Source organism: Acidimicrobiales bacterium (genome assembly GCA_035512495.1).
Lineage (GTDB): Bacteria > Actinomycetota > Acidimicrobiia > Acidimicrobiales > CADCSY01 > DATKDW01.
Genome location: DATKDW010000025.1, coordinates 99552 through 115790, shown reverse-complemented (window position 1 = coordinate 115790; position 16239 = coordinate 99552). Strand labels below are relative to the sequence as shown.

General features: G+C 72.9%; 18 protein-coding genes. 7 read left to right on the top strand and 11 right to left on the bottom strand.

Translation table 11 applies throughout. The features are described 5' to 3' along the window. Nucleotides 1-680, bottom strand: a 680-nt coding sequence (locus VMN58_03140; protein HUF32190.1) for a CBS domain-containing protein, incomplete at its 3' end; no start/stop codon positions are given. 82 nt (nucleotides 681-762) lie between these two features. Between VMN58_03140 and VMN58_03135 the strand changes: the two genes are divergently transcribed. After that, a complete protein-coding gene (locus tag VMN58_03135; protein ID HUF32189.1) occupies nucleotides 763-1968 on the top strand; it encodes a citrate/2-methylcitrate synthase in 1206 nt (401 codons plus the stop codon). A 36-nt stretch (nucleotides 1969-2004) separates the two neighbouring features. Here VMN58_03135 and thpD read toward each other — a convergent pair whose 3' ends face one another. From thpD to VMN58_03100, 7 genes are all read right to left on the bottom strand, one after another. Continuing rightward, nucleotides 2005-2931, bottom strand: coding sequence for an ectoine hydroxylase (thpD, locus tag VMN58_03130; GenBank protein ID HUF32188.1), 927 nt, complete (start codon nucleotides 2929-2931; stop codon nucleotides 2005-2007). After that, nucleotides 2931-3329 (bottom strand): ectoine synthase, encoded by a 399-nt coding sequence (locus VMN58_03125; protein ID HUF32187.1) that lies wholly within the window; start codon nucleotides 3327-3329, stop codon nucleotides 2931-2933. The genes thpD and VMN58_03125 overlap by 1 nt, the downstream gene beginning before the upstream one ends. Continuing rightward, nucleotides 3326-4597 (bottom strand): diaminobutyrate--2-oxoglutarate transaminase, encoded by a 1272-nt coding sequence (ectB, locus tag VMN58_03120; protein HUF32186.1) that lies wholly within the window; start codon nucleotides 4595-4597, stop codon nucleotides 3326-3328. The genes VMN58_03125 and ectB overlap by 4 nt, the downstream gene beginning before the upstream one ends. Continuing rightward, nucleotides 4594-5127: a diaminobutyrate acetyltransferase gene (gene ectA / locus VMN58_03115; protein ID HUF32185.1), complete on the bottom strand. Its 534-nt coding sequence runs from the start codon at nucleotides 5125-5127 to the stop codon at nucleotides 4594-4596. The genes ectB and ectA overlap by 4 nt, the downstream gene beginning before the upstream one ends. 194 nt (nucleotides 5128-5321) lie before the next feature. Then, entirely contained in the window at nucleotides 5322-6188 is an 867-nt protein-coding gene (locus VMN58_03110) for a phosphatase PAP2 family protein (protein HUF32184.1), read from the bottom strand. 13 nt (nucleotides 6189-6201) lie between these two features. Then, nucleotides 6202-7173 carry a lysylphosphatidylglycerol synthase transmembrane domain-containing protein gene (locus tag VMN58_03105; GenBank protein HUF32183.1) on the bottom strand — a complete coding sequence of 324 codons (972 nt, stop codon included), beginning with the start codon at nucleotides 7171-7173 and terminating at the stop codon, nucleotides 6202-6204. A 136-nt stretch (nucleotides 7174-7309) separates the two neighbouring features. After that, entirely contained in the window at nucleotides 7310-7684 is a 375-nt protein-coding gene (locus tag VMN58_03100) for a hotdog domain-containing protein (protein ID HUF32182.1), read from the bottom strand. A gap of 98 nt (nucleotides 7685-7782) precedes the next feature. On the opposite strand from VMN58_03100, the gene VMN58_03095 reads away from it, so the two are divergent. Both VMN58_03095 and VMN58_03090 read left to right on the top strand, forming a co-directional pair. Further along, nucleotides 7783-9171 carry a TldD/PmbA family protein gene (locus VMN58_03095; GenBank protein HUF32181.1) on the top strand — a complete coding sequence of 463 codons (1389 nt, stop codon included), beginning with the start codon at nucleotides 7783-7785 and terminating at the stop codon, nucleotides 9169-9171. Beyond that, nucleotides 9168-10508, top strand: a complete 1341-nt coding sequence (locus VMN58_03090; protein ID HUF32180.1) for a TldD/PmbA family protein — start codon at nucleotides 9168-9170, stop codon at nucleotides 10506-10508. Before VMN58_03095 ends, VMN58_03090 begins: the two co-directional genes overlap by 4 nt. 16 nt (nucleotides 10509-10524) lie before the next feature. Here VMN58_03090 and VMN58_03085 read toward each other — a convergent pair whose 3' ends face one another. Beyond that, the gene (locus tag VMN58_03085; protein HUF32179.1) at nucleotides 10525-11220 is read right to left on the bottom strand and encodes a CehA/McbA family metallohydrolase; all 696 of its coding nucleotides are present in this window, start codon (nucleotides 11218-11220) and stop codon (nucleotides 10525-10527) included. A gap of 52 nt (nucleotides 11221-11272) precedes the next feature. Here VMN58_03085 and VMN58_03080 point away from each other — a divergent pair, with 52 nt between their 5' ends. Continuing rightward, a complete protein-coding gene (locus VMN58_03080; GenBank protein ID HUF32178.1) occupies nucleotides 11273-11644 on the top strand; it encodes a BON domain-containing protein in 372 nt (123 codons plus the stop codon). A 15-nt stretch (nucleotides 11645-11659) separates the two neighbouring features. Here VMN58_03080 and cpaB read toward each other — a convergent pair whose 3' ends face one another. Both cpaB and VMN58_03070 read right to left on the bottom strand, forming a co-directional pair. Then, nucleotides 11660-12319: a Flp pilus assembly protein CpaB gene (gene cpaB / locus VMN58_03075; GenBank protein HUF32177.1), complete on the bottom strand. Its 660-nt coding sequence runs from the start codon at nucleotides 12317-12319 to the stop codon at nucleotides 11660-11662. An 88-nt stretch (nucleotides 12320-12407) separates the two neighbouring features. Continuing rightward, on the bottom strand, nucleotides 12408-12752 hold the full coding sequence (locus VMN58_03070; GenBank protein ID HUF32176.1) for an FmdB family zinc ribbon protein: 345 nt from the start codon (nucleotides 12750-12752) through the stop codon (nucleotides 12408-12410). Between the two features lie 120 nt (nucleotides 12753-12872). Here VMN58_03070 and VMN58_03065 point away from each other — a divergent pair, with 120 nt between their 5' ends. The 3 genes from VMN58_03065 to glp are packed head-to-tail and all read left to right on the top strand — an operon-like array spanning nucleotide 12873 to nucleotide 16236. Further along, a complete protein-coding gene (locus VMN58_03065; GenBank protein HUF32175.1) occupies nucleotides 12873-14111 on the top strand; it encodes a sensor domain-containing diguanylate cyclase in 1239 nt (412 codons plus the stop codon). Continuing rightward, nucleotides 14108-14992, top strand: a complete 885-nt coding sequence (gene galU / locus VMN58_03060; protein ID HUF32174.1) for a UTP--glucose-1-phosphate uridylyltransferase GalU — start codon at nucleotides 14108-14110, stop codon at nucleotides 14990-14992. The genes VMN58_03065 and galU overlap by 4 nt, the downstream gene beginning before the upstream one ends. After that, on the top strand, nucleotides 14989-16236 hold the full coding sequence (glp, locus tag VMN58_03055; protein HUF32173.1) for a gephyrin-like molybdotransferase Glp: 1248 nt from the start codon (nucleotides 14989-14991) through the stop codon (nucleotides 16234-16236). The genes galU and glp overlap by 4 nt, the downstream gene beginning before the upstream one ends. Nucleotides 16237-16239 lie beyond the last annotated feature (3 nt).

Here is a 16239-nt window from a genome sequence, read left to right as displayed (position 1 = left end):
GCGGGGGATGGGGTGCTGTTGGCGATCCCGGGGAGGGCGTCGGCCACCACGTCAGGCAGGTGGCGGAGGGGCGCGACCTCGGCGGCGAACGCCGCTCGCTCGGCGGCCGTCGGCAGCTCGCCTTCGATGAGCAGGTGCCACACGTCCTCGAAGCTCCGCGTGGCTGCCAGCTCTGGGGCGGCGTACTGGCGGTAGTGGTAGAAGCCCTCCAGCCCGCGGACGTCGCCGAGGGCGGTCTCGGCCACGACCACCCCCTTGAGGCCGGGCGGGGCGGTGACGGCCGACTCGTCGGCGGGACGGAGCTGGGCGAGGGCGACGAGGTCGCGCATCGACAGGATTCCCTTGAGCTCTCCACCGGCCACCACCGGGACGTGGCGGTAGCCGCGCTCGGCCAGCTGCGTCCACGCTTCGTCGATCGACGCGTCTGGGCTCAGGCACTCGGGGTCCGCCGTCATCCAGGATTGGACGTCGGCATCGTCAGGGGACACACCAGTGGCCGTCGCTCGCAGGATGTCGCGCTCGGTGACGATTCCCACCGGCCGGTTCGCCTCGGTGATCACCACCGAGCCGATCCCCTCCCGGGTCATGCGGGCCGCCACCGTGGCAAGTGTCTCGTCGAGTGTGGCGGTGATGGCGGGTTCGCTCATCGCGTCGCCGACCGTCGCGGTCTTCGTGGTCATGGGTTGCCTCCTTGGCTCGCTCCCATCCGATCGCCGCCTGCTCACATTGTCAAGATTGATTGCATCAATGTATTCTGAGGCTGTGGCCGACGATCGCTGGACGACCTCCGAGGTGGCCGCCCGCCGCCTCGGGGTGAAGCAGGAGACGCTCTACGCCTACGTGAGCCGAGGCCTGGTCCGCAGCGAGCCGGTGCCGGGATCCCGGAGGAGCCGCTTCCTCCGCGCTGACATCGAGCGCCTCGCCGGTCGCCGGCGCTCGGGCGGGCGCGCCGGCGGCCTCGAAGTGATCGTCGAGACCGACCTGACCCTCCTCGACCCCGCGGGCCGCTTGTACTACCGGGGTTGGGACGTGGCCGACGCCGTGGCCTCCGGCGCCACCTTCGAGGAGGTGGCGGGGTGGCTCTGGAGCGGCGAGCGCTCCCAGGAGCCGTTCACCGCTCCGCCCGACCTCATGGCCGCCGCCCGGCCGGTGGTGGAGGCGATGCCCGGCCAGTCCGCCATCGACCAGGCGCGGGCCCTGGTGGTGGCCGTGCGGGCGGCGGATCCGCTGCGCCACGACCGTCGCCCACGTGCCGTGGGTGCCACCGGCCGGAGCCTCGTCGCCACGATGGTCGAGGCCCTCCCGCTCGCCGCCGGCGCCACGCCGCCGCCGGCAGGGAGCTCGGTGGCGCGCCGACTGTGGCCACGGCTGTCGCCTCGCCGGCCATCAGCGGTGGCGGTCCGGCTCCTCGACGCCACCCTGGTGCTCCTCGCCGACCACGAGCTGGCGGCATCCACCCTTGCCGCACGGGTCACCGCCTCCACCTGGGCCGACCCCTACCTCGTCGTGCAGGCCGGGCTGGCGGCCCTCGGCGGGCCGCTCCACGGCGCGGCCAGCGCTGGGGCGAGGGACCTCATCCGCGAGGTGACGTCAGGTGCGGCCACCCCCGCCTCGGCCATCGGAGACCGGCTGCGGGACGGCGAGCTGGTCCCCGGCTTCGGCCACCGCGTCTACGAGTCGGTCGACCCGCGGGCGGAGATCCTCCTCGGGCTGCTCCGCGAGGCGGGTCGAGGCATCGCAGCAGCTGACGGGCTGGTCGCCACCATGCGGGCCCGGTCGCTGCCGTTCCCCAACATCGACCTCGCCATCGCCGTGCTGGCCGAGGCCCACGACATGGTCGACGACGCCGGGGAGATCACCTTCGCGGTGGCGCGCACGGCAGGGTGGCTGGCCCACGCCGCCGAGGAGTACCAGCACCGGCTCCGGTTCCGGACCAGGGCGGCCTACACCGGCCCAGCACCCTCCTGAGGCGGGCCAGGTCGGCGTGCAGCGCCCACCGCTCGGCTAGGCCTCGGCGTCGACCGGCTCGACCGGGGTGAAGTCACGGCTGGCGATGTGCAGCGGACGGGGCTCCTGGCCGCTGAACGGCTCGATCAGCGTGTTCTCGACGCTGTTGTAGACGGCGAAGACGTTGCTGCGCGGGTGCGGCGACAGGTTCACGCCGGAGCCGTGCATGGCGTTGCAGTCGAAGATCACGATCGAGCCGGGCCCGCCCTTGGGGGCGGTGATGCCCCCCTCCTCGACCAGGGTGGCGAGGCTCTCGGGGTCGGGCACGCCGTACTCTTGGCGCTTCAGCGACTGCTCGTAGTGCCGCTCGGGGGTCTCACCCACGCAGGCCACGTAGCGGCGGTGCGACCCGGGCACGACCATCAGGGGCCCGTTGAACTCGTTGTTCTCGGTGAGCGCCACCGAGCAGCTCAGGGCACGCATGGCGGGCATGCCGTCCTCGACGTGCCAGGTCTCGAAGTCGGAGTGCCAGTAGAACTCCTTGCCCCGCAGGCCGGGCTTGAGGTTGACTCTGCTCTGGTGGATGTAGACGTCGCTGCCGAGGATCTGGCGGGCCCGTTCGACGATCCTCCGGTCACGGATGAGGCGGCTGAGGATCTCGCTGCCGAGGTGGACCTCGAAGATCGAGCGCACCTCGTCGCTCGCCGGCTCCACGATGGTCTGCGGTGCCCGGCGGACGCGCTCGTCGTGGCGGAGCCGGTCGAGCTCGTCACGGCAGGCGGCCATCTCGTCGGCGCTGAACACGTCGGGCAGGAAGAGGAAGCCGTCGCGGTCGAACGCCCGCAGGGCGTCGTGGTCGAGCGGCCCGGGGGCCGCCTCTTCGACGGAGGGGTGGACCACCGGGTCGAGGCGGGGCGCGATCGAAGGCTCGGCGTCGACCCGGGAGGGGTAGAGGTCGGTGGTGTCGGTCGAGACCGTGGTCATCAGGCGTCGGCCTCCTCGGCGAGGAGGGGGTAGGTGCCCTCCTCGTCGTGGGTCTCCCTCCCCGTGCAGGGCGGGTTGAACACGCACACCATCCGCAGGTCGGAGGTGGCGCGGACGATGTGCTTGTCGTGCTCGCTGAGCGCGTACATCGTGCCGGGGGCGATGCGGTGCACGGTGCCGTTGGCGAGGTCCTCGAGCTCGCCCTCACCCTCGATGCAGTACACCGCCTCGAGGTGGTGCTGGTACCACATCTCGGTGATGGTCCCGGCGCGCAGGATCGTGTCGTGGAGCGAGAACCCCATGCCGTCCTTGGCCAGCAGCAGGCGACGGCTGCGCCACGTGTCGGCGACGATGTCGCGCTCGGTGTCGACGAGCTCGTCGAGGGTGCGCACGATCATCGGCTGACCTCCTCCACCGCGCCCTCGAGCACCTCGTGCGCGGCGGCGTGGATGATCTCGAGGCCGGTCTCGAGGCGCTCCTCCTCGATGGTGAGCGGCGGCAGGAGCTTGAGGACCTCGTCGTCGGGGCCGGCGGTCTCGATCAGCAGCCCGTGGGTGAAGGCGGCGCGTGCCACCAGCCCGGCGAGGTCGGGGCGGTCGAAGGCCAAGCCCTTGAGCATCCCGCGGCCGCGAAGCTCGGCCGAGACACCGTCGAGGCCGTCGGCGATCTCCCGGAGGCCGTCGCCCATGGTCTGGCCCTTTAACAGCACCTCGTCGCTGAAGGTGTCGCCCTCCCAGAAGCTCAGCGCCTCGGTGGCGGTGACGAAGGCCGGGTTGTGCCCCCGGAAGGTGCCGTTGTGCTCGCCGGGCGAGAACACGTCGTGCTCGGGCTTCATGAGGACGGTGGCGAGGGGCAGCCCGTAGCCGCTGAGCGACTTGGAGAGGCAGATGATGTCGGGCTCGATGCCGACCTTGTCGAAGCTGAAGAACGAACCGGTGCGCCCGCAGCCCACCTGGATGTCGTCGACGATGAACATGATCCCGAACCGGGCGCAGAGGTCGGCCAGGCGGCGCAGCCAGTCGAAGCTGGCGACGTTGATCCCGCCCTCGGCCTGCACGGTCTCGATGATCACCGCCGCCGGGGTGTCGACCCCGCTCCCGCTGTCGTCGAGGACCGCCTCGAAGTAGCCGAGGGTGTCGGTCTCGCCGCCGAGGTAGCCGTCGAATGGCATGCACGTGGCGTTGGGGAGGCTGACGCCGGCGCCGGCCCGCTTCATGGCGTTGCCGGTGACCGAGAGCGACCCGAGGGTCATGCCGTGGAAGCCGTTGGTGAAGCCGACCACCGTCTCCCGCCCGGTGATCTTGCGAGCCAGCTTGAGGGCGCTCTCCACCGCGTTGGTGCCGGTGGGCCCGGGGAACATCGTCTTGTAGCGCATGCCGCGCGGCTGGAGGATCGTCTCGTCGAAGCGGTCGAGGAAGGCCCGCTTGGCCGAGGTGTGGGTGTCGAGGCTGTGGGTGATCCCGTCGCGCTCGATGTACTCGATGAGCTTGCGCTTGAGCGCGGGGTGGTTGTGGCCGTAGTTGAGCGCGCCCGCGCCGCTGAAGAAGTCCAAGTACTGGCGGCCGTCGACGTCGTAGATGCTGTCGCCCTGGGCGCGGTCGAACACCGCCGGCCAGGTCCGGCAGTAGCTGCGGACCTCGGACTCCAAGCTCTCGAACGTGTTCACGGGTGCTCCTCTGTTGCTGGCGGGTGGTGCTGGCTCAGGGGTCCCAGGGGACCGATCCTGAAGAGGTGCTCCTCTTCGTGGCCAGGCTCGGGGAAGTGGTCGGTGCCGAACAGCGGCGCGATGGCGATCTCGGCGCGCCGCCGGGCGGCGACGCCCGAGAACAACCGGCGCGACGGCTCGTTGCTCGGGGTCACGGTGGCCTCCAGGTAGCGCACCCCGGAGTCGGCGGTGCGGTCGAGGAGGGTGTCGAGCAGGTCGACGGCCATGCCGCGCCCGCGGTGCTCAGGGGCCACGGCGACCTGCCAGACGAAGACGGTGTCGGGCCGGCCCGGCGGCCGGTAGCCCACGACGAAGCCGGCCGGCTCCCCGCCCACCTCGGCCAGCACGCACGTCTCGGCGTGGTGGAGGCACAGCAGGAGGTAGGCGTACGGGGAGTTGCCGTCGAGGGTCCCCGAGTCCCTGACGATGCGCCAGATGGCGGCGGCATCGGAGACGGTGGCGGAGCGGAGCGTGGCGGTTGGTTCCGGGATGGCTCTGGGGGAGGGTCGTCGGACGGTGTCGTGCCGTCACCCGCGAGGGTGGTGGCAGCGCCGAGCCAGGTGGCGGGCGACCGCCACGAGCACCTTGCGGCTGGGAATGAGCTCACCCTGCCTGCGAGGCACACGCCCGACCGTGGCACGGCGGTCGTGCGAGCACGTCGACCCTACCTCGGTCACCGCCTTGATCAAACCTCCGCGCGCCCGTTGGGCGTCAGGGGCGCGCTGATCACCTCGGCTTCGGCCTGGTCTCCCGGGGGTGGGTCGTCGACGACCCGGCCGAGCCGCTCTGCCTGCCGGCGGTCGATGCGGCGGTCCCACAAGCGGGCAGCGCCGTACCCGAGGGCGAGCACGAGGGCCCCACCGGCGGCGTCCAGCCAGAAGTGGTTGCCGGTCACGATGATGGCGAAGAGGGTGGCCACCGGGTAGACGACGAGGAGGGCCCGGGCCCACCCGCGCCGCACCACCGGGAAGAGGGCGCACGCCGACCACGTCGACCAGCCGAAGTGCAGGCTCGGCATGGCGGCGTACTGGTTCGAGACCGCCTCCATGGGTCCGTCGTCGAACGACCACAGCCCGCCGTAGACCGCCAGCGTGTCCACGAAGCCGTAGCTGTCGGGGAGCAGGCGGGGCGGCATGAGCGGGAAGGTGGCGTAGCCGACGAGCGCCAGCGCCGTCGTCCACGCCAGCGCGGTGCGCCACCTGACGTAGCGCCGGGGGAAGCGCCGGAACAGGTAGATCAGCGCCATCGCCGTCACGACGAAGTGGAAGGTGCCGTAGAAGAGGTTCCACGCTTGGATGAACCACCGGGCACCGAGGAACCACGACTGGATGGTCTGCTCGTGGTACGTGCCGACGGCCTGCTGGATGCGGATGATGGTCTCGGCGTTGGCCCGGGCCTCGACGGCGGAGACGGCGGCCGACCCGAACTGGTTGCGGACCACCGAGTAGACGCCGTAGAAGGCGACGACGTACGCGAGCTCCTTCCACCAGCGCAGCCAGGGGGCACCGGCGGCGCTCAGGTCGCGCGGCGTCGAACCGGGGGACGTGCTCATCGTGGCGGGGTGGTCAGGCCAGCGCTTGGGTCGGTGCCGGGACCTTGGCGGAGCGCCCCCCGGCAGCGAAGGCCGGTGCGCCGAGGAGGCTCACGGTGAGGTTCAACCCGTAGACGAGCAGCCCGAGGGTGATGGCCTGTTCGATGCTGACGCCGAGGGGATGGAGGAAGAGGACGAAGGCGCCCTCCCGAACCCCGAGCCCACCGAGCGAGATCGGAATGACCTGGGCGATGGCGACCGCGGGCATGAAGGCGAGGATGGCCGTGGGTCCGACATCGAGGCCGAGGGACAGGGCGGCGAAGTAGGCGGCGAGCACAAGGACCAGCTGGTAGGCGAACCCGGTCAGCAGCACGCCCACGGCGGCGATGGGGTGGTCGCGGAGGCGGCACAGACCGAGGTGCACGGCACCGGCGAAGCGACGCCACCCGCTCGACCCCGAGAGGCGCCCGCCGATGCCGGGGCTCATGACGGCCACCACCACGGCGACGAGCAGCACGAGGGTGACGCCGGCGAGGGCGAAGGCGACGGCGCTGGCGGTGCCCAGGTCGGCCAGGGTGGGATTGATCACCATGGCCGCGAGGATCAGCAGCGGCAGCACCAGCCACCCCGTGAGGCGCTCGAGGACCACCGACGCGAACGTGCCCGGCCGCTCGCCGTTGCTGGCCGACAGGCGGGCGATCCGCAGCACGTCGCCGCCGATGGTCGAGGGCAGGAAGTTCCCGACGAACTGCCCGGCCAGGTAGTGGCCGAAGAGGGTGCGCACGCGGGCGCGCAGCCCGAGGACCACGAGCACCGCCCGCCACCGCAGCGTCGAGAGCACCAGGCCGAGGAGCGTGACCGCCAGGGCGAGTCCGAGCCACATCACGGCTCGGGGGTCCCATGTGGGCAGGAGGGACGACAGGCGGACCTGGGGCAGGAGGATCGCCAGCATGGTGGCGCTGGCCAGCACGCGGAGGATGACGGGGAGGTGCCGTCGAACGCCCATGGGTCCCCCTCTCGCCGCGCAGTGGACTCAACGCCCTCAGCCTACGCCTCGAACCCGTCCGGGCGCCTCCCCACTTGCCGCGATCACGTCACGATGGGTGGGTATGTCCCCTGGTCGGGCCGGGTCGAACCCTGGGTCAGGCCTTCTCGAGGAACCGCTCGGTGTCGACGATGACCCGGGCGATCTTGCCCGCCGCCACCAGGCCCCTCGTGTCGCTGACCGACACCGTGAAGGTGAGCTTCCGCCCGGCGACCTTCGAAAGGGTGGCCTCGGCACGGACTCGGCCGCCCACGGCGGTCGGCACGACGTGGTCGAGCTGCACGGTGTGCCCGACGCTCGTCTGGCCCGGCTCGAGCTGGTCGACCACGGCGGCCACGCTCGCCTCCTCGCACAGGGCGATGATGCGCGGGGTGGCGAGCACCGGGACGTCGCCCGACCGGAGGGCGATCGCCGTGTCGGCGTCGGTGACGGTGAGCTCGATCTCGGCGGACAGTCCGGTCTCTACGGGCACGGTCCCGAGGATAAGGGTCGCAGCGATGGGCGAGCCAACACCGCGCCGTCCTGGCACACTCCGGCGGTGACCACTCGACGCATCCGAGGGAGACGAGCGTGATCGACGGCGAGGTGCTGCAGCGAGTCCTCGGGGTCGCCCTGGGCAACGGGGCCGACTTCGCCGAGGTCTTCGCCGAGGACCGGAGCTCATCGTCTGCCAGCCTCGACGGCGGGCAGGTCGAGGAGGTGACGTCGGGCCGGGAGCGAGGGGCGGGGATCCGCGTCGTCACCGGCGAGACCACGGGCTTCGCCCACACCGCCGACCTCTCCGAAGCCGGTCTGGTCGCCGCCGCTCGGGCGGCGGCGTCGGCGGCGCGGGGTGCCGGCGAGGGCCGCACCGTGGTGTTGGGGCCCGCCGGTGAGCACCGGGCCCCGGACCGGGTCGTGCGGCCGACCTCGGTGGGCAAGCAGGCCAAGGTCGACCTGCTGCGGCGGGCCGACGAGGCCGCCCGCGCCGCCGGCGGCGACATCGCCCAGGTGAGCGTCGGCTACGGCGACAGCCACCGCCACATCCTGGTGGCCAACAGCGACGGGCTCCTGGCGGGCGACGAGCAGGTTCGGACCCGCTTCCGCGTCAGCTGCGTTGCCTCGGGCGACACCGGCATGCAGACGGGCAACGAGTCGGTCGGCCTCACCATGGGCATGGAGCTGTTCGACCTCCGCAGCCCGGAGGCCACCGCCGAGGAGGCGGCCCGCCGGGCACTGGTCAAGCTCCTCGCCAGGCCCGCGCCGAGCGGCACCACCCCCGTCGTCATCGGGCCCGGGAGCGGCGGCGTGCTGTTCCACGAGGCCTGCGGACACGGCCTCGAGGCCGACCTCGTGGGCAAGGGTGCCTCGGTGTTCAAGGGTCGGCGGGGCGAGCTGGTGGCCAGCCCCCTCGTCACGCTCGTCGACGACGGCACCGTCGACACCGAGTGGGGCACCGCCGCCATCGACGACGAGGGCCGGCCCGGCCAGCGCAACGTGCTCATCGAGGACGGTGTCCTCACCGACTACATGTGGGACTTCCTGCGGGCACGCCAGGAGGGCCGGGGGTCGTCGGGCAACGGCCGGCGCCAGTCGTACAAGCACCTCCCGATGGTGCGCATGACGAACACCTACCTGACCGCCGGCACCGACGACCCGGACGAGATCGTGGCCCAGACGCCCCACGGCGTCTACGTGGCCAAGCTGGGCGGCGGGCAGGTCAACACCGCCACCGGCGACTTCGTCTTCGGGATGACCGAGGCCTACCTCATCGAGGACGGCGTGATCACCGAGCCGCTGCGCGAGGGCAACCTCATCGGCAACGGCCCCGAGGTGCTGCGGACCATCGACGCCGTCGGCGTCGACTTCGCCATGGGCGGACCCGGCACGTGCGGCAAGGACGGCCAAGGCGTCCCGGTGGGCCTCGGGCAGCCGACGCTGCGGGTCCCCGCCCTGACGGTCGGTGGGACGGCGGCATGACCGAGCTGCGTGCGCTGGCCGAGAAGGTGGCCGGTTGGGCCCGGGACGGCGAGCAGGTGGAGGCCTACGTGGCCCGCAGCACCGGCACGACCGTGCGCGCCTACCGGGGCGAGGTCGAGTCGCTCTCGCAGGCAGCGTCGGCGGGGCTCGGGGTGCGGGTCGTCAGCGGGGGTCGTCAAGGCTTTGCCTCGGCCGGCACCCTCGAGCCCGAGGCGCTGTCCGAGACGCTCGCCGAGGCGCGCGACAACGCCACCTTCGGCACCCCCGACGACCACGCCGGCCTCGCCGTGCCCGACGAGGTCGAGCCGGCCTCGGTCGACCCCTGGGACGACGCGCTCGCCGGGACCGGCACCAACGACAAGGTCGCCCTCGCCCTCTCCCTCGAGCGGGCCACCCTCGACGGCGACCCGCGCATCAGCGGAGTCCGCACCGCGATCTACGGCGATGGCATGGGCGAGGCCGCTGTGGCCACCAGCACCGGGATCGCCGCGTCCTGGCGATCGGGCAACTGCTACCTCAGCGTCTCCGCCCTGGCCGAGGCCGACGGCGAGACCCAGACCGGCCACGGCATCTCGGTGGGTCGCCGACTGGACGCCCTCGACGTGGACGAGGCCGCGTCTGACGCGGTCGACCGCGCCACCCGGCTGCTCGGCTCCCGCCAGGCGCCGTCGAGGCGCCTCACCGTCGTGTTCGACCCCCACGTCACGGCCTCGTTCCTCTCCATCGTGGGGGGCACGCTCAACGGCGAGGCGGTGCTGAAGGGCCGGTCACTCTTCGCCGGCCGGGTTGGTGAGGAGGTGGCGTCGCCGTTGCTGACCCTGGTCGACGATCCCACCGACGTGGCCTCCTTCGGGGCGGCGGCCTACGACGCCGAGGGCTTGGCCTCGCGACGGAACGCCCTGCTCGACGGCGGCGTCCTCCAGGGTTTCCTCTACGACACCTGGTCGGGCCGTCGGGCGGGCACGGCGTCCACCGGCTCCGCCGTCAGGAGCTACGCCTCCACGCCCGGCACCGGTGCGCGCGCCCTCGCCATCGTGCCGGGCACCCTCTCGGCCGCGGAGCTGCTCGCCGAGGTGGGCGACGGCCTCCTGGTCCAGGGCGTGAGTGGCCTCCACTCGGGGGTGAACCCGGTGAGCGGCGACTTCTCCGTCGGCGCCGAGGGCATGATGATCCGCGACGGCGCCACCGCCGAGCCGGTCCGGGAGATCACGATCGCCTCCACGTTGCAGCGCATGCTGCGCGACGTGGTGGCGGTGGGAGCCGACCTCGAGTGGCTGCCCGGGGGCACCGGCGCCACCAGCCTCGCCATCCGCGACGTCTCCCTCTCCGGGAGCTGACGGGGCCCGACGCTTACTAGAGGGCGGTGGTGGAGGGCACGATCCTGGGGCGCCAGGCGCGGGGGGCGTCGAAGTGGTGGCCCACCACCCGGCCCGAGCGGAGGGCGGTGAGCAGGTCGGCGGGCCCGTCGAAGTCGGGTAGCTCGACGTAGGCGGCACCGACGGCCTCGGGGACGTGGGCGTCACTGCCGGCACCGGCGGCCAGCCCGTGGGCTGCCGCGAAGTCGGCGGCGCGTGCGTTGAGCGACTCGAGCGAGGTCTTGGCGTTGCGCACCTCGATGGCGTCGACCAGGCCCTCGGCCACCAGCTCGTGCAGCTCGGCCTCGGCCAGGCAGTGCCGGACGGGGTCGAACGGGTGGGGGATGTAGACCAGGCCGCCCTGGGCGCGGATCCGCTCGGCCGCCTGCCTGGCGGAGAGGCCCGCCGGCAACCGCTCCTCCAGGAAGAGCCCGATGACCTCGCCGGCGCCGGTGCGCAGCTCCTGGCCCACGATCACCCGGCAGGGGAGCCGGCCCGCCAGCTCGAATGCCCCGTTGGTGGTGGCGTGGTCGGTGATGCAGAGGACGTCGATGCCCGCCGCGGTCACGGCGCCGGCCAGCTCGTCGGGGGTGGTGGTTGCGTCGCCGGACCACATCGTGTGGCTGTGCATGTCGAGGCGCACCCAACCCGGCGGCGGGTCGGTCGCCAGGTGGGGGTGGAGCGACACGGCCATGCCCCGATGGTAGGGGGCGTCGTCTCGCGTCGTGGAGGGCAGACTGCGGGTCATGGGAGCTCTCCGTCGTGTCGCCCGCTTCGCCTCGCCCGTCAACCGGGTGACCCTCGCCCTCTTCGCCTGGCGGCACCGCAACGAGATCGCCGACTGGGGCCGCTATGCCGCCCGGGCCGTCCCGAAGCTGGTGGGGGGCGACACCACCGACGTCCTCGCTGAGGGCCGGCTGCGGGCGCGGTTCACCGGCGACCCCCTCACCCGCGACGTCGCCGCCCTCCAGGTGGAGGTCGTGGAAGGCGTGGCCCACCTCTCCGGTGTCGTCACCCCCGAGGTGGCCGACCGGGCGATCGACCTCGCCGACGACACCCCGGGCATCCACGACGTGCGCGACCTGCTCGGCCGGCGCCTCCCCCGCAGTCGCCGCTGACCGCTCGGCCGTCGGTCAGGGTCCGGCCACCGAGGCGAGCAGCAGGGTGACGGTCCCCGCAGTCAGGGCGAAGGCCACCCGTGCGGCCTCGCCGGGAGCCACCGCCAGGGTCACGGCGTCGTCGCCGACGTCGACCACCAGGGCCCGGCGGGCCACCGGGAACGTGGGCTCGCCATCCCCGGAGCCGGTGCCGGTGAGGTCGAAGGTGGCGAGGACGTCGACCACGTCGCCGGTCCGCAGGGCCAGTGCCGCAGGGCCGGCGGGCACGGCCACGCCACGGGTGCCCGGCGGGAGGAGGGCAGCGACCGGTGAGAGGCCCTCGGGTGCGAGGCGGGCCGACAGGACCACCTCGCCGGGGTACAGGTCGGTGGCCGCCACGCGCCCGTCGGCCCGGGTCCGCACCGCCCCGTCGGGCACGAGCGCCGCCGGCAGCGAGCGGACCTCGGTGTCGTCAGTCGACAGCGGTGACCCGGCCGGGACGTGGCGGACGGCCACCAGCACGGGGCCGGGGTCGCCGTAGCGGGCGAGGTCGGCAGTGGCGACCCCGAGGCCGCGCCCGGCGACGATGGCGGTGAGGGCTGCCAGGGCGACGGCGAGGAGCCAGAACGGCCCGGGCCGGCGGGGGAGGGTCGGACGCCGGCGACGCGTCGGGGATGGTCGGCTGATGGCGTGCATGGGCGCTCCTCGGCACGGTGCTGCGGTGCGGGGAAGCGCCCGCCCGACGGTAGCCGGGGACGCAGGGGCCCACCAGGGCCTGGTGGGGTCAGGTGGTGGTCGTCGTCGACGAGCTCGACGAGGCCGAGTCGGTGGAGGAGGACCCCTTGGACACGGACCCCGTGGACTCGGACTTCTTGGACTCGGACTTCGCCCCGTCGGACGACGGCGTGGACGTGTCGGAGCCGCTCTCGCCGCCCGACGAGCGGCGAGCGCCACTTCGCGAGTCGGTCTTGTAGAACCCGCTGCCCTTGAAGGTGATGCCCACCGCGCTGAAGACCTTGCGCAGCTTGCCCTCACAGGTGGGGCACTCGGTGAGGGCGTCGTCGGTGAAGCGCTGGACGACCTCGAGGTGCTCACTGCAGCTCTTGCATGCGTACTCGTACGTGGGCAAGGGGACCTCGCAGCGGGGGGAGGGGCGTGGTGGCGACGGCGCTGCCGGGGCGACGCTGGCACTCGGCGTGTGTGAGTGCCAAGTGTACCGGGGGGAGGGTCCACCTACCATGTGCCGACTGTGCGACCCAGCCGAGCGGTGACCATTCGCCAGCGCCTCGTCGGGTTGGTGGCTGCTGCCGTCCTGTTGCCCCTGGTGGCCCTGGTCGTGCTGCTCGCCAGCCTCGTCGGCGTGGAAGGCGGGCCCGAGACGTGGCGCCTCGCCGTGGTCGGCTTCGGCGTGGTGGCCGGGGTGGCCGGGCTCACCTGGTGGGCGTCCTCGGGCGTGACGACCTTCGTCAACGAGCTCGAGCGCCACCGCATCGAGTTCCGCCAGGCGCTGCTGCGACTGGGCTCGGTCCTGGAGTCGTCGGACGACCGCGCCGCCCTCGTCGACGTCGTCCTCGACACCGGCATGGTGGTGGCAGGTGCCGAGGTCGGGGTCTTCTACGCCGACGCCGGCTCGCACCTGGTCGCCCTCACCAATCGGGGCGTGGTCTGGCTCGATGGCGTCAGGTTGGGACGGGACGAGGGCCTCGCCGGCGCGGTTGCCACCACGGGCTCTCCCCGCGCGTGGCCGCACCACGACGTCGAGCCGGTCGATCCGGAGCCCCGGGTCGATGCCGCCCTCGCCGTCCCGATCCACGCCCGAGGCCGGCTCTACGGGGTGCTCGCCCTCTACGGGCGCGCCGGCGCCGGCCACTTCGGCAGCGCCGAGCTCGACGACCTGACCGCTCTCGCCGTGCAGGCGGGCGCGGCCATCGACAAGACCTACCTGCACGAGGAAGCTCGTCGCCTGTCGGTGACCGACGGGCTCACCGGCGTCTGGAACCGGCGCCACTTCGACCTGCGCTGCAGCCAGGAGCTCGACCGTGCCCAGCGCTTCAACGAGGAGTTCGGCGTGGTGATGCTCGACATCGACGACTTCAAGCCGATCAACGACACCCACGGCCACCAGGTCGGCGACGGCATCCTGGTGGAGCTGACCCAGCGGTTGGTCGAGGCCACCCGCGAGGTCGACGTCGTCGCCCGGTACGGCGGTGAGGAGTTCGCCTTGGTCCTGCCCCGCTCCGACCTCGCCGGGGCCCTCCGGGTGGCCGAGCGGGTCCGGGGGGCGATCGCCGACGAGCCGTTCACCACCGACGTTGGCGACCTGCGGGTGACCGTCTCGGTCGGCGTGGCGCTCCGCCCCGCCGACGGTGCCAGCGTGTCCGCGCTCGTCGGTGCGGCCGACGCCGCGATGTACCGGGCCAAGGCGCTCGGCAAGAACCGGGTCTGCCATGCTCCCGACGACATCGATCCGTCGAGAGCGAGCCCATGACCGTCCGCAAAGCCGTCATCCCCGCCGCCGGCCTCGGCACGCGCTTCCTCCCGGCCACCAAGGCGACCCCGAAGGAGATGCTGGCCATCGTCGACAAGCCGGCGATCCAGTACGTGGTCGAGGAGGCGGTGGCAGCCGGGATCACCGACATCTGCATCGTGACCGGCCGCACCAAGAAGCCGATCGAGGACCACTTCGACGTGTTCCCCGAGCTCGAGGCCGAGCTGGCCGAGGGCGGCAAGGAGGAGGCGCTGGCCGAGGTGCGGGCCATCAACGACCTGGCGTCGTTCGCCTACGTGCGCCAGGGTCGGCCGCTGGGCCTCGGTCACGCCGTGGCGGTGGCCCGCCACCACGTGGGCGACGAGCCCTTCGCCGTCCTCCTGCCCGACGACCTGATGGTCGACGGCGGGCGGCTCCTGCAGGGCATGATCGCCGCCCACGACGAGCACGCCGCGGCGGTCATCGCCCTCAAGGCGGTCCCCATGACGGAGATCTCGTCCTACGGCTGCCCCCGGGTGGAGCCTGTGGCGGGCCGCGACGAGCTCGTCGCCATCCGCCAGATCGTGGAGAAGCCCGCCCCCGCCGACGCCCCCTCCGACCTGGCGGCCACCGGCCGCTACGTGTTCCCGCCGGCGATCTTCGACGCCCTCGACCGGGTCACCCCGGGCAAGGGGGGCGAGATCCAGCTCACCGACGCCATCGACCTCCTCCTCGCCGAGCAGGACGTGCTCGGCTACATCTTCAGCGAGGGCCGCCACGACATCGGGAACAAGCCAGACTTCCTCCGGACCACCGTCGCCCTCGGCGCGGCCCACCCCGACCTCGGCGCCGACTTCCGGGCCTACCTCGCCGACTTCGTCCGCGACATGGAGACGCCATGAGCACCCCGAGCTCCGGGGGCCTGACCCCCCTCCACGAGGCGCAGGCACTGGTGCTCCGCTCGTGCCACGCCTTCCACCCCCGGACGGTGCCCCTCGGCCAGGCGGTCGGCAGCGTGACCTCGGCTCCGGTGACGGCCCAGGAGCACGTCCCGCCCTTCGACAACTCGGCGATGGACGGCTTCGCCGTGCAAGCCGCCGACACCGAAGCGGCCCCCGTGGCGCTCCGGGTGGTGGGCACGCTCGCCGCCGGCGCTGCCCCCGACGTCGAGGTCGGGCCCGGTGAGGCGGTGCGGATCATGACCGGGGCGCCCATGCCGCCGGGCGCCGACGCCGTGGTCATGGTGGAGTGCACCTCACCGGGTGAGGGCGACACGGTGGTCGTCGAGGAGGCCGTGGCGGCCGGGCAGTCGGTTCGCCGTGCGGGCGACGACGTGCGCCCGGGCGACGTGGTGGTGGGCGAGGGCGAGGTGGTCACGCCCGGGGTGATCGGGGTGCTGGCCAGCTTGGGGTTGGTGCGGGTCCCCACCCGCCGGGCCCCGGTCGTGGGCGTCCTCTCGACCGGCGACGAGCTCGTCGACGGCGGCGGCGTGCTCGGGCCGGGCCAGATCCGCGACTCGAACCGCCCGATGCTCGTCGCCCTCGCCGGGGAGGCGGGGTGCGAGGTGATCGACTTCGGCACCGTCGCCGACGACCTCGACGCGATCACCGGCGTGATCCGGGAGGCCACGTCGGCCTGTGACGTCCTCGTCACCAGCGGCGGGGTCAGCGTGGGCGACTTCGACCTGATCCGAGAGGTCCTCGACCGGCTCGGGGAGATGGTGTGGATGCAGGTCGCCATCAAGCCGGCGAAGCCGTTCGCCTTCGGCCTCGTGCAGGGCACGCCGGTGTTCGGGCTCCCGGGCAACCCCGTGTCCTCGATGGTCTCCTTCGAGCTGTTCGCCCGCCCGGCCCTGCGCCGGATGATCGGCCACCCCGACGACCGCCTCCACCGGCCCCGGGTCCGGGCCTTCGCCGAGCACGACATCCTCCGCAGGCCGGACGGGAAGGTGCACTTCGTGCGCCTGGTCGCCACCGTGGGCGCCGACGGGCGTCACCACGTGCGCTCCGCCGGTGGCCAGGGCTCGCACCAGCTCTCGGCCCTCGCTGCCGCCAACGCCCTCGGGGTCCTGCCCGACGGGACGGGGGTGGTGGCCGGCGGCGAGCTCGACGTGGTCCTCCTGTCGGAAGAGGTGGCCGGCCCGTAGGCT

What these genes read in the sequence shown, in the direction of transcription:
- VMN58_03125 (HUF32187.1), bottom strand. Translation starts at nt 3,329, where the DNA reads ATGATCGTGCGCACCCTCGACGAGCTCGTCGACACCGAGCGCGACATC.
- VMN58_03110 (HUF32184.1), bottom strand. Translation starts at nt 6,188, where the DNA reads ATGAGCACGTCCCCCGGTTCGACGCCGCGCGACCTGAGCGCCGCCGGT.
- VMN58_03080 (HUF32178.1), top strand. Translation starts at nt 11,273, where the DNA reads ATGGGAGCTCTCCGTCGTGTCGCCCGCTTCGCCTCGCCCGTCAACCGG.
- thpD (HUF32188.1), bottom strand. Translation starts at nt 2,931, where the DNA reads ATGACCACGGTCTCGACCGACACCACCGACCTCTACCCCTCCCGGGTC.
- cpaB (HUF32177.1), bottom strand. Translation starts at nt 12,319, where the DNA reads ATGCACGCCATCAGCCGACCATCCCCGACGCGTCGCCGGCGTCCGACC.
- VMN58_03105 (HUF32183.1), bottom strand. Translation starts at nt 7,173, where the DNA reads ATGGGCGTTCGACGGCACCTCCCCGTCATCCTCCGCGTGCTGGCCAGC.
- VMN58_03090 (HUF32180.1), top strand. Translation starts at nt 9,168, where the DNA reads ATGACCGAGCTGCGTGCGCTGGCCGAGAAGGTGGCCGGTTGGGCCCGG.
- VMN58_03085 (HUF32179.1), bottom strand. Translation starts at nt 11,220, where the DNA reads ATGGCCGTGTCGCTCCACCCCCACCTGGCGACCGACCCGCCGCCGGGT.
- glp (HUF32173.1), top strand. Translation starts at nt 14,989, where the DNA reads ATGAGCACCCCGAGCTCCGGGGGCCTGACCCCCCTCCACGAGGCGCAG.
- galU (HUF32174.1), top strand. Translation starts at nt 14,108, where the DNA reads ATGACCGTCCGCAAAGCCGTCATCCCCGCCGCCGGCCTCGGCACGCGC.